The 12992-nt window shown below is 35.7% G+C and carries 12 protein-coding genes; 4 read left to right on the forward strand and 8 right to left on the reverse strand.

Annotation, left to right across the window (positions count from 1 at the left end; all coding sequences use genetic code 11):
* Together ULVI_RS15775 and ULVI_RS00580 are read left to right on the forward strand one after the other, a co-directional pair.
* Positions 1–142 (forward strand): T9SS type B sorting domain-containing protein (locus tag ULVI_RS15775; RefSeq protein WP_157632534.1); only part of this gene is annotated, 142 nt, incomplete at its 5' end.
* 11 nt (positions 143–153) lie between these two features.
* Positions 154–1155 carry a PorP/SprF family type IX secretion system membrane protein gene (locus ULVI_RS00580; RefSeq protein WP_068588334.1) on the forward strand — a complete coding sequence of 334 codons (1002 nt, stop codon included), beginning with the start codon at positions 154–156 and terminating at the stop codon, positions 1153–1155.
* A 57-nt stretch (positions 1156–1212) separates the two neighbouring features.
* On the opposite strand, the gene ULVI_RS00585 is transcribed toward ULVI_RS00580, so the two are convergent.
* Positions 1213–2370, reverse strand: a complete 1158-nt coding sequence (locus ULVI_RS00585) for a vWA domain-containing protein (RefSeq protein ID WP_068588337.1) — start codon at positions 2368–2370, stop codon at positions 1213–1215.
* A gap of 195 nt (positions 2371–2565) precedes the next feature.
* Here ULVI_RS00585 and ULVI_RS00590 point away from each other — a divergent pair, with 195 nt between their 5' ends.
* Together ULVI_RS00590 and ULVI_RS00595 are read left to right on the forward strand one after the other, a co-directional pair.
* Entirely contained in the window at positions 2566–4770 is a 2205-nt protein-coding gene (locus ULVI_RS00590) for a tetratricopeptide repeat-containing sensor histidine kinase (protein WP_068588413.1), read from the forward strand.
* A gap of 82 nt (positions 4771–4852) precedes the next feature.
* Entirely contained in the window at positions 4853–5584 is a 732-nt protein-coding gene (locus ULVI_RS00595) for a LytR/AlgR family response regulator transcription factor (protein WP_068588339.1), read from the forward strand.
* Here ULVI_RS00595 and murI read toward each other — a convergent pair.
* From murI to ULVI_RS00630, 7 genes are all read right to left on the reverse strand, one after another.
* On the reverse strand, positions 5581–6372 hold the full coding sequence (gene murI, locus ULVI_RS00600; protein ID WP_068588343.1) for a glutamate racemase: 792 nt from the start codon (positions 6370–6372) through the stop codon (positions 5581–5583). The genes ULVI_RS00595 and murI overlap by 4 nt on opposite strands.
* A gap of 111 nt (positions 6373–6483) precedes the next feature.
* On the reverse strand, positions 6484–6993 hold the full coding sequence (locus ULVI_RS00605) for an OmpH family outer membrane protein (protein WP_068588345.1): 510 nt from the start codon (positions 6991–6993) through the stop codon (positions 6484–6486).
* Positions 6994–7051: 58 nt separating this feature from the next.
* On the reverse strand, positions 7052–7897 hold the full coding sequence (locus ULVI_RS00610; protein ID WP_068588416.1) for an OmpH family outer membrane protein: 846 nt from the start codon (positions 7895–7897) through the stop codon (positions 7052–7054).
* Between the two features lie 38 nt (positions 7898–7935).
* Positions 7936–10539, reverse strand: coding sequence for an outer membrane protein assembly factor BamA (gene bamA / locus ULVI_RS00615; protein WP_082830745.1), 2604 nt, complete (start codon positions 10537–10539; stop codon positions 7936–7938).
* A complete protein-coding gene (locus ULVI_RS00620) occupies positions 10514–11251 on the reverse strand; it encodes an isoprenyl transferase (RefSeq protein WP_068588348.1) in 738 nt (245 codons plus the stop codon). Before ULVI_RS00620 ends, bamA begins: the two co-directional genes overlap by 26 nt.
* Positions 11252–11259: 8 nt before the next feature.
* Positions 11260–11955, reverse strand: coding sequence for a type IX secretion system protein PorG (gene porG, locus ULVI_RS00625; RefSeq protein ID WP_068588350.1), 696 nt, complete (start codon positions 11953–11955; stop codon positions 11260–11262).
* Between the two features lie 151 nt (positions 11956–12106).
* The gene (locus ULVI_RS00630) at positions 12107–12991 is read right to left on the reverse strand and encodes an NAD kinase (protein WP_068588354.1); all 885 of its coding nucleotides are present in this window, start codon (positions 12989–12991) and stop codon (positions 12107–12109) included.
* Position 12992 lies beyond the last annotated feature (1 nt).

Here is a 12992-nt window from a genome sequence, read left to right on the forward strand (position 1 = left end):
ACAGATAAGCCCTACTGGAAGTGGTTGGGATGGTACTTTTAACGGAAACCCGATGCCTTCAAGTGATTATTGGTTCCAGATCGAATACACCGAACAAGAGGTCCAAAAAGAATTTAGAGGACACTTTACATTAAAAAGATAGCATAAATAACTATGAAAATAAAAAAAATATACCTCATACTACTTTTGTTAGCAACTCCATTTGCTCATGCACAGGATGGTCTTCCCATCTATCTGGATTACTTGTCTGATAATTTATATCTGCTACACCCTTCTATGGCTGGAGCGGCAACACACAATCAAGTTCGTTTAACTGCGAGACAACAATGGTTCGATCAAAATGAAGCTCCTAATTTACAAACGTTGAGTTTCAATGCGCGTTTGGGAGATCGATCTGGGATAGGTGCCATTGTTTATAATGATCAAAATGGGTATCATTCTCAAACAGGAGGGTATATTACCTATGCGCACCACTTGATGTTTTCTAGAAGCGAAGTAGATTTAAATCAGTTGTCTTTTGGTCTAAGTGCTGGACTTACTCAGAATAAGCTTGATGAAACGGAATTCGATCTCACAGATCTAGATCCTGCGGTACAAGGGATTATTCAGAGTACATCTTACTTTAATATCGATGCAGGGGTTTCTTATAACTTCTTAAATTTTTCTGGACACTTTACAGTAAAGAATCTTATTTTTCAGAATAGAAGTATTTATGATGATGAATTTGAATCTAACAATCAAAGACGATATTTGTTAGGTGCTGCTTATGCCATAGGGGCCTATGGAGCCACTTGGACGTATGAACCTTCCATATTATTTCAATTGGTAGAGCGAACGGAAGAAAAAGCATTGGATGTAAATTTTAAAGCCTATCGTGAAATGGACTTTGGGTCGCTTTGGGGAGGACTCTCGTACCGTAGAAGTTTCGATGGGTCTGAATATATTGACGGGAATGAAATTAAAGACCAGCAATTGCAATACATAACGCCTATAGTTGGGGTGAATTATAATAATTTTATGTTTGCTTACACCTATTCATATCAAGTAGGAACTATAAAATTTGAAAGTGGAGGATTTCATCAAATCACGTTAGGGTACGATTTCTTAGGAGGAAGACCAGAACCTTACGATTGTAATTGTCCTGCTATAAATTAAAAAAAAAAGCTCCTAATCAAGGAGCTTTTTTTATGCGCTGGAACTATATTAAGATTATTAATCCCAACTATAGTTTTTCTTTTCGGCTTGTTTTTTCAAGGCACGAAGCATTGCATTTCCTAACCCATCTGAAGCTTCAGTCGTAGTGTTAGACAAAAAAATGCGACGTTTTTCGTTTAGTTTTTGAATTTCAGTCTGTATTTCCGTGCGTTTCTTTCGTTGATTCGTAATGTGTTTTTTTAATTCCGAAGTACTCATTTCTTTTAATTCCTCTGGCAATTTATCATTCTCTAAAGTAGTATAGTTAAAATCTTCTTCAGTTTCTGCATCTACCAAATCCCATGTGCTGTTTTTGTATAAATGCGACCCTTTTGTGACCGTCCTGCTTACTGCATTAGCTTTGCTGTATGTTGCTGCATTTTCATCTTGACTAGCTTGTACTTCCATTTTTCGTTTTCCGTAGCTTCCGTAGGGAACATAGGTATTGTTAAGACGGATGTTTAGTTGGAGAATTAATTCATCGTATGGGGAGGGGGTGTAAATGGTTTTGTGATCATGATCTATTGCAGAATAATCCCCATAAGTTAATGTGGCTCCTTCTTTCCACTTAGACTCTATACCGTGTGAGTAATCACCACAAAAGATAGTGTTTACAATCACCCCTTTTTCTTTAGCTTCTGAAGCAGCGTCTTTATAATGAACGTTTCCTTGTGTAAACGGCTCATTTCCGGCAATAAAAATCATTTTGAGGTCATCCGCATTAGTGCCCCAATCTAGCTTCTCTAAAGAGGCTTTAATTACCGTGCCGCAATATTCGCTTCCACCGTTAGTAGTAAGGGAAAATAGTTCTTTAGACACCTCATCAAGATCTTCTGTAAATGGAAGTATCTTTCTAAGATATCCTTCTCGTGCATTTAAGTTGTCATTCCCGTATTCGTATAGGCCAATTTGAAGGGATGGAAGATCTCCATCGCATTTGGCATATGATAATTCGTTTACAATGTTCCATAGTTGTGCTTTTGCTTGATCGATTAAACCGTCCATGCTATTGCTTGTGTCTAACAGCAACGCAACTTTAATATAGTTTTTGTTTACAGTTTTAGAAACAGAATGGGGGGTTTCAAATGATAGAGATTTTTTATTATCTGTTTCGGCTCTGCAAGCGTATAATCCCATAAAAGTTATCCAGATCCATAATAGTGCTTTTGTTTTCATAGTGTGTCGTTTTGAGTAAACGTACCACGAACATATTTACTGTAACACCAATTTTGAGTCAGTTTCCAATTTCTGTGAGTGAATATTACTTTTGATTGAGTGAACCCTCATTTTTGTTAATTTAGTACATAGCTATGCACTAATACCTATTTTTAAAGATGCTTTAAATGGTGTATGTTTACTTTTTATATGAATATGCGAGCAATATTTTTATTTTTTATAACCTTATGTCTACCAGTAGGCGTAGTGTTTTCTCAGATTCCAACTAGATCAGGTACAACAGAGCGTCCTTTTCTTTTAAAAGGAAAGGTAATCGACGAAAATACGAATGGCCCTGTCGATAAAGTAAATATTGAAATTACTGGCGGAGCTTATACCACGACCTCTGGACTCGGCTTGTTTGAAATTAAAGCGAGAATAGGAGACGAACTTATTGTAAAGAGTGAAGCATTCGAAACTGTCTATTATTACATTAAAGACGAGCAATTTATCACGATTAAAGTGGAAAAGGAAACGAGAGAGCAAGCTCCCGTTGCAACCTCCTATAAGCGAAATGCTAATAAAGATTTATTTAATGTGTATATCGATTCTTCGAGAGCTTTTTTAAAGCGAGATGCAGGAAAAAGTATAGAATATGTAACTAAAGCATTAGAGTCTGTAGGAGGACCTAAAGCTACCGATACTCAAAACGCTATAGTTTTTGAAACACTTGGAGATATTAATATGTATTGGGAACAGTATGATCTTGCTATAGATAATTATAAAAGAAGTATTTCTTCACGATTAAAAACAGCAACGAGAATAAAACTAGCTTCAGCATATCGGAAGAATAAAAGTTACCAAGAGAGTATTTCGGCCTATACAAGTTTGTTAAATGTTACCCTTACCGACTATCAGAAAATTTTGGTTTATGAAGGATTGGGAGATACCCACAAAGCAATAAACGATACAGAAAAAAGTGTAACTAATTACGAAAAAGCGTTGTTCTTGTCTAAAGCAGGGTCGGTAGCGCCTAAAATCACCGACCTAAATTCTAAAATAGGAGCGGTCTATGCTCAAAGTGGTGCCAAAGCCAAAGCGGAAGTCTATTTTGATAATTCACTAGGATTGTCTAAAAAGGAAAACAAACAGCGTGCTGTGGAAGAGAAAAATACCGTAGCCGATTTTTACAATCAGAATCGAGATTTTGATAAAGAGATCGAATTACGTTCGGAAGCTTTGGAAGAACTAAAATCGATGGAGGGTAAAAAGTTGAAAGAAGATGTTAATAGTGCGCTTACACCCCAAAGACAAAATTATAAAATTGCTGATGCTTTTTTAGGTAAAATGGAATATAAAGAAGCCATTCCTTATTTAGAAAAAAGTATTTCTGAAGCGGATGCAAATGAAGATCTTGTTGTAGAAAAAGACGCCCGGAGAAAATTATCTGAAGTCTATAAGGACATCGGAGAGTTTGATAAAGCTGCAGAAAGTTACGAACGCTATGTCGAAGTTGTTGACGAATTATACATAAAAAAAGACCAAGAAATTTCTCAAGCAACACGTTTTAGTAAAGAAATTGCGTTGCGACAAAATCGTATTACAAGTCTTGAAAATGAACGTAAATTAAATGAGAGTCGGTATCAACTTGCGTTCGAAAATCAAGAACTTATCGAAAAAAATAACCTTGTTCAGAAATGGGTTATAGGATCATTAATCCTCATCGCTTTATTGCTTTTATATACCGCCTACAACCAATACAAGAGCGTAAAACGGCAAAAATACGCAAACAATTTACTCGCTTTAAAAGGATTGAGAACTCAAATGAATCCACATTTTATTTTCAATGCCTTAAATTCTGTGAATAGTTTTATCGCTACCAACGATGAACGTGCAGCCAATAAATATTTAAGTGAATTTTCTCAGTTAATGCGTTCGGTGCTCGAAAATAGCGAAGAAGATTTTATCCCCTTGTCGAAGGAGATCGAGTTACTCGAACTGTATGTAAAATTAGAACATTTTAGGTTTCAAGATAAATTCGATTATAGCATCACCGTTTCAGAAGCTATTAAAGTTAACGAATTTGTGATCCCACCCATGTTGCTTCAGCCGTATGTTGAAAATGCAGTATGGCACGGATTGCGATATAAAGAAGAAAAAGGTTTTTTAGAGATCGATTTTCAACAAATAGATTCAGAAACCATACAAATTACCATTACCGATAACGGAATAGGTCGCAAACAATCGAAAGCACTTAAAACCGAAAATCAAAAAAAACAGAAATCTAAAGGAATGGGAAATATTCAGAAACGAATCGCTATTCTTAACGATATGTATAAAGATAAAGTTGATGTTACTATAACCGATGTTTCTGAAGACACAGCAGGTACACGCGTGCAACTCACTTTAAAAAAGGATTAAAAAGTTTACTTCAAGAATAAAAGGTTGGTTTTAAAAGTACATTTAAAGCAACAATTCTGAAGGTTCCTAAAAATAAAATATGATGGAATTAAAAGCAATTTTGGTCGAAGACGAGGCAGCTAGCCGGGAAATACTTCGTAATTATTTAACTAAGTATTGCCCTAAAGTAACGCTTTTGGGAGAAGCTTCAAATATAGACGAGGCGTTGGTGCTTATTAGAAAATTTGATCTAGATGTAGTTTTTCTTGACGTTGAAATGCCCTACGGAAATGCGTTCGATCTGTTAGATAAAGTAGGAGATCGACAGTTCGAAACTGTGTTTGTTACCGCGTATAATCAGTATGCCATCGATGCGTTAAATGCCCATGCATCCTATTATTTACTGAAGCCTATATCGATCGATAAATTAATTGAAGCGGTGGATTATGTTTCAGAAATAAAAGAAAAAGAGAATCAGTTAGATGCTACTGTTTTAGAACCAATAGTGTCTCAAGTAACAGGAAAGATTACTATTCCGTTACAAAATGGTTTTGAAGTCCTGCAGGTTGAAGATATATTATATTGCCAAGCAGATGATAATTACACCAATATTTATTTAAAAGAAAAGAGAAAGTTAGTGAGTAAAACCTTGAAACATTTTGAAGATATCCTGTCTGAAAAAGGTTTTGCTAGAGTTCATAAATCGTATTTGGTTAATGTAAATGCGATCGTAGAATATAAAAAAGGAAAGGGTGGAAGCGTGATTCTTACTAACGGAAAGGAAGTAATGGTAAGTCCGTCACGAAAAAAGGAACTCCTTAGTTTTTTTCGTTAAAATTTTTGGTGTGAAATGGTGATTGTTTCTGAATACTCCTGTAATAAAAATTCTAGAGTATTGGTAGTGGCATTAGTGTAAAACTGTAGGGATGGTGTTTTGGGCTCTTTCTGAAGCAGTTTAAGTGATTGTAAGACACTTTCCGTTTGTTTGGCGACTGCTTCTCCAGAATCTATAATTGTAACATTAGCGGTGAGTAATTTTTGAAGCTGTGGAATAAGATAGGGATAGTGACTACAACCCAAAACCAAATAATCGATAGTAGCGGAAATCATAGGAGCCGTATATTTCTCTAGTAATATTTGTATTTCTTCTCCTTCTATTTTGCCTGCTTCGATTAGAGGAACCAAACCTTCTCCTACAATTTCGACCACCGAAATGTCTTTCGTAAAAGCTTCTGAAGTTTTAGTGAACAACGCACTGCTTAGGGTTCCTTTTGTTGCAAGGATGCCAATGCATTTCGTTTTCGTTTTAAGGGCTGCAGGTTTTATAGCCGGTTCGATACCAATAATTGGAAGATCAAATTTTTCTCTAAGTATATCAATGGCATTTGTTGTTGCGGTGTTACAAGCTACCACAATGATCTTACACCCTAATTCTATTAATTTTTCGGTATTCTTTATACTAAGTGCGATGATTTCTTCTTGAGATCTTCCGCCGTATGGAGCATTTGCACTATCTGCAAGATATATAGTATCCTCGAAAGGCAAACAGCGATGAATCTCTTCCCAAATGGAAGAGCCTCCAACTCCTGAATCGAAAATACCTATCGGGGCGTTATGCTGCATGGTATAAAAATAGGAATTATTTGAGAATGAAAAACGTAAAATCAATATATCTGAAAACAAAACTGCCCGCTATGAAGCGGGCAGTTTATCTATATTTTAAGAAAGGAATTATTAGATTCCCAATTCTTTTTTAACATCGCTCATAAGATCGACACCATCTGCTAATAAAAGGCCTGCTCCTGTTGAAGAATCCAATACATACTGAATTCCTTTTCCTCTAGCTACTTTTTGAATGGCAGCACGAGCTTTCTCAAGAACTGGCTGTAAAACATCTACTTCTTTTTGTTGAAGATCTTTTAGAGCTTGATTTCTATATGCACCAATGTTATTCTGCATTCCCTGTACTTCCTGTACACGCTTTGCATTTTCTTCATCGGTTTTAGTACTTGCTTCCCCTTCATATTGCTTTACTTTCGTATCAAGCTCTTTTGCCATTGCTTTAATTTCTGCATCATAGGTTTTTTTTACCTTATCTAACTGACCTTGAGCAGATTTCATTTCTGGCATTGCTTCCACTAAAGCTTGAGTGTCTATGTGTGCAACTTTGCTCTGTGCATTCATAAAACTTGTAGCTCCTATAAACAATACTGCGGCTACGAATAATAATTGTAATTTTTTCATTGTAATTTGTATTTAATTTAAGTGTTTCTAAGTATAAAATTTAAAATTGATTTTCGATTTAGTTTCCACCATCATCATCTCCGTCACTGGAATCACCGGTGGGGGCTCTATTAGCATTTCTAACTTCCAAGATAGAATCTTTTCTACGCTGACGTTCTTCTAACAGACGAGCTCTGCGTGCTTCAAACTCAGCTTTTTTGGCTGCACGAATAGAATCTCTTTGTTTTTGACGGTCTTCAAGCATTTTTGTGCGATCGTCTTTTTTCTGTTCAGCTTCCTTTTCTCGTTCTGTAACTTCTTTATCTTCTTCCATAGAAAGATCGTCACGTTTTTCTACAGCAGCTTTATCTCTTTTAGTTGTAACTTCTTTGCGTTTAGCAGCTCTATTAATACTTCGTAAAACCACATCGCTGATGTCATTTCTTTCTGCTGCAAATAACATTACCACATCTGCCGATTTGTCAAAAATAAAATCATATTTCTTATTTTCAGCAATTTCTTGTACGATATTAAAAACTTGATCTTGAATTGGTTGTACTAACTGTCTTCTTTGAATCATTAAATCGCCATTGGGTCCAAAACGATCTTGTTGATATTTCAACATCTCGTCTTCTTTAATTTTAATTTCTTCTTCTCGTTCTTCAATTAATTCGTTGGTTAAAAGAACACGTTCATTGCTAAGGTTAAGCTTCATTAAATCCACCTCTTCGGTCTTTTTAACGATATCTTGTTTCCATCGCTGAACCTTACCTTCTAGCTGTGTCGCAGCCTCTTTATATTCAGGAACATTTTCAAGAATGTATTCCATGTCGATGTATCCTATTCGTACACCTCGCTGAGCCGTTACTGTGAATGTGATACACAAAAAAGTAAGTACGAGAAAAAGTAACTTTTTAGTTTTCATAATCATTGATTGTTGGTTAAGAAAATATCGTGCCAAATTTAAAATTGTTGTCCAAGAATAAAGTGAGTTTCCCATCCATTTGGTTGATTTCCACCAAGAATGGGATCAAATCCATATCCAAAGTCAATACCTAATAATCCGAATGCAGGCATAAATATACGTAATCCTGCACCAGCCGATCTTTGAACTCCAAAGGGATCGTAATCTCTAAATCCATCATAAGAAGCTCCACCTTCGGCAAATCCAAGTACATAAATAGATGCTAATTGCTTTAATGTAATTGGATATCGTAATTCTAACGAAAATTTATTGAAAATGGTATTTCCGTCAACGCTAGATAATGATTGGTTAGGATATCCTCTTAATTGAACTACTTCACGACCATCTAAACTGTATGACCCAAGACCATCTCCACCTACAAAGAAACGTTCGAAAGGAGGGATTCCTCGATCTCCATTATACGCTCCTAAGAATCCAAATTCGGTTGCAGATCTTAGTACCAACTTATCTACAAGTTGCGTATACCAAGTTCCTTTAAATTTAATTTTATAGTATTCTAGAAATTTAAACCGTTCTTGATCAATTTCTCCTATTTCTTGTTGTGTATCTACGGTACCTCCAGTATCTTGAATTTCGGCTACAAGAACATCTCTACGGTCTTTTAAAGCTTTATAGTCGGTGTTACTAAAGGCTGAGAAAGGAGGTGTTAATTTCGCCGTTATGGCAAATTCAGATCCATATGTTGGATAAATCGGGTTAGTACCAGTGTTATTTCTGCTTAAGCCAATGGTATACGCTAAGTTATTAGAATATCCATTTCCGAAGGTAAATAACCGCGTATTATAATTTTGAAGGTTATAGTGCTGAAAACTAATTGCCTGTGATAACGTAAAGAAATCATCTGGCCATTTTAAACGAGTCGCAAGGCCTACAGATCCCCCTGTGATTAAAAATCGTTGATCTCTGTCTGCTTCTCTATTTCTAAAATCATAAAAGTACTGTACTGTATGTGAAAAAGAGGTGCTTAATTGTACGGGCTTCTTGCCGCCAAACCAAGGCTCGGTAAGGGACAAACTATAAGTTTGATAATAACTACTTCCTTGTGCTCGTAAAGATAACTTTTGTCCGTCACCCATAGGCAAAGGCTTGTAAGCTTCTTTATTAAATATATTTCTTAATGAGAAGTTATTAAACGAAAGTCCTAAAGTTCCTACAAAACCACCACCACCATATCCACCTTGTAGTTCGATCTGGCTTGCACCTTTCTCTACTACAGAATATTCCATGTCTAAGGTTCCGTTGTTAGCATCTACATTTTTGAAATTGGGAGTAAGTTGTTCAGGATCGAAATAACCTAACTGTCCTAATTCACGAATGGTTCTTACCACATTTCTCTTGCTGTATTTTTGGCCAGGTCGGGTTCTAAGTTCACGATATATAACGTGATCGTTGGTCTTGTCATTCCCTACAACAGTTACGTGGTCGAAATAAGCAATTTTACCTTCACTAATACGGATTTCAAAATCGATAGTATCGTTTCTAACCGCAACTTCTACTGGGTTGATTCTTGAAAAAAGATATCCTGAATTTTGATATAAATTGGTGAGATCTTCTGCGTCTGGTTTTTCATCTGCAATGCGTTCTTCTAAAAGGACTCCGTTATAAACTTCTCCTTTAGAAATTCCAAGCCCTTGACGTAACTGATTGTCTGTATAAACACTGTTTCCTATAAAACCAATATTTCCAAAATAATATTTCTTCCCTTCCTCGATATTTAGTCTTAAAGCAACATTTTTGTCATCTTTAATAATGAGTGTATCACTCACTATTCTTGCGTCTCTGTATCCGTTAGATTTATATTTTTTTAAGATAGAAACTTTATCCTCTTCAAGTAATTCTTCTGTATATTTTGATCGTTTTAGGATTCTGAAAAGATTTTTTTGTTTTACTTTCTTCATGCTTCGTTTCAACTTCGCATCTGAAAACTCTTCATTACCAATAAATTCAATATCTGAAACTTTTACACGCTCTCCTTTTATAACGTTTATTTTCATGTTTTTGGCAGTTTCAATACCAGTAGAATCAATTTCAGGAGTGGTGCTGATAATTACGTCTGCATTGTAATATCCTTTTTCCTGGAGGTTATTTACAATGTTGTTCTTTGTAGTAGTAAGGAGGTTTTTTGTAATCTTTACACCTGATTTAAGATCGTTGTCTTTTATAATTTCTTTGATTCGACCCTTCTTTACCCCTTCGATAGAAACTTCATTCATTTTAGGAAGCTCCACAATATACAGTTCAAGGTCGATGTTTTCCCCTTCAATATTGGTTACATAAAATGCGATGTCGCTAAAAAGATTTTGTTCCCAAAGCTTTTTAGTAACTGCACTTAGTTTTTCTCCAGGAACATAAATGCGATCCCCTTTTTTTAACCCAGTAAATGCAATAACGGTCTGTTCGTTAAAGCTTTGAGCACCACTTACGGTAATCTCATTGATCGAGTATTTTCGACCGCTGTCGAGATCCTTTTGTTGTCCGAATGTATTAAAAACCGATACGATTGTAACTAATAAAGTACAGTATAATTTTTTGTAAAAATGCAATCGTGGAATTCTTTTAAAGTTGTTCACTTGTCTTTCCAAATCTTCGTTCTCTGTTTTGATAATTTAATATTGCTTCAAAAAGATGGTTTTTTGTGTAATCGGGCCAAAGGGTATCTGTAAAATACAATTCGGCATAAGCAATTTGCCATAATAGAAAATTACTAATACGTTGTTCACCGCTGGTTCGTATTAATAAATCTACATCAGGTAAATTTTGCGTGTAAAGATGATTATTTATAACCGTTTCATCAATATTTTCGGGCGAAATTAGGTTATTTTTAACTTTAACACTAATCTCCCGTATTGTTTTTGTAATTTCTTCTCTTGAACCGTAACTCAATGCGAGTGTTAGGGTCATGCGATCATTCTCTTTTGTTTGGTCTATTACATCTTTCAGCTCCATTTTAGCGCGCTTCGGAAGTGCTTCTAGATTACCGATAGCATTTAATTTAATGTTATTGTCTTGAAGTGTTTTTATTTCCTTTTTTAAGGAGGAGACCAATAACTTCATTAAAAGTTCAACTTCTAACTTCGGGCGATTCCAATTTTCAGTAGAAAAAGCATATAAAGTAAGAAATGGAATGTTGATCTCAGCCGAAGCTTCTACAATTTCACGTACTGCCTTGGTACCGTTTTCATGTCCCATAGAACGAAACAGACCTTTTTGTTTGGCCCACCTACCGTTGCCGTCCATAATAATGGCAAGATGCTGCGGTAATTTATTCGTGTCTATTTGCTCTTGTAATGTCATGATACCGTTTAAAAGTTGCAATAGCAAGGTTTTCTTCCAAATGCAAAGGTAACTGTTATCCCTGTGAATACATACCAATCGTTATTATTGGTGTTTCCAAATTCTAATTGATCAAATTCTTCAAGTCCTTTTACAGGATTGTTTCCATCGATAGCATCGGTAAAAGTATATCGAGCGCCAATCTCAAAAGCCAAAACAAGGTTCGTGCCTGCCGAGGCTTTGTATCCAATTACCATAGGTATGGCAATACTTCCCACGCTATCGTTCTGCAATATTTCGTCCGTAACTTCGTCTTTATACAATGCATCGTATCTAAAATACGTTAAGCCAGTATATAGATAAGGGGTTGATGCTGATTGACCGTCGTACATACTGAAATCCCAAAAGGTATATTCAAGACCAAGCGACATTTCTTTTATGGTATTCTGAAATGAATACCCTCGTTGATTTCGTCTCGTTTCATGACTGTCTACATCATCACCTTCTATATTTGCCACAATAAATGAAGCTCTAAATGAGTGCCGCGGACTTCTATTCCATTTAAATATCCCTCCAAACCCTAACGTGTTAGGAGCAATGTAGTTGGTCTTCCCAACATCCCCAATAAAATTAGCACCAACGATAGTTCCTCCCAGCTCATATGTTTGGGAATGTGCTATAAAACAGGATGTTAAAATTAAAAATAGGGCCGCGAAATGCTTCATATACCTTAAAAGTTTGCAAATATAACAATAAAGTTGGCTTCTTCGTAGAATAAGCCTGCTTGTCTCTGTTGATAAACAAATATTAGTGAATTTTATTGTCTAAAATAGGATGATGGCTGCTAGAATAGTTTTTGAAGTAAGAGAAAAGAAATTAATTTCGCTTGTCTTCTCCCCAAAGTAATTTCTTCCGAAGAGTTTTAATAAAACTGTCGTCTGTGAGTTGCACCATATTAATGGTAAATGATGCTTTTTTAATTACCAAAGTTGTGTTGTTTTCAAAAGTCTCAATCCTAGAGTCCATGGAAGCTAAAAAAGATTGTTCTCTCCCTGAAACTGTTAAAGAAATAGTACTACTGTCGGGAATAACCAATGGGCGCGCATTTAGATTGTGCGGAGCGATTGGCGTAATTACAATGCTATTGGTATTGGGGTCTATCACGGGGCCACCACAACTTAATGAATATCCTGTGGATCCCGTTGGAGTAGATACAATTAGACCATCAGACCAATAAGAGGTAAGGTATTTTCCATTCACTTTAGTTTCTACTTTAATCATCGAAGTCGTGTTCTTACGATTCACGGCGACTTCATTTAAAGCAAAATTAAGATCTTCTAATTCATTTTTTTCTGAATCTACTTTCATGGTTAAAAGAGTTCGTTCAGAAATACTGTAATCGCCATTAAGAATTTGTGAAATGCTTTCTGAAATTTCTTCTTTTTGAATTGTTGCAAGAAAGCCCAAACGTCCAGTATTAATTCCAACAATAGGAATTCCAAGATCTTTTACATAGGTAACCGCCTTCAGAATGGTACCATCGCCACCAATGCTAAAAAAAAGATCGTAGGAAGCATCTAAAGTTGTAAAGGTTTGAAATGCAGAAAAATTTTTGGTGATGTCTTGGTGCTCATTAATAATATTCAAGAAATTAGCTTCAATCCAAACTTCAGCATCTGCCTGTTGAAGTACATTCAATAAGGTTTGAATATAGGTTTCAGAGTTTTCATGATAGAACTGACCGTAAATACCAATCTTCATA

Source organism: Cochleicola gelatinilyticus, from assembly GCF_001637325.1.
In the GTDB taxonomy this organism is placed as follows: domain Bacteria; phylum Bacteroidota; class Bacteroidia; order Flavobacteriales; family Flavobacteriaceae; genus Cochleicola; species Cochleicola gelatinilyticus.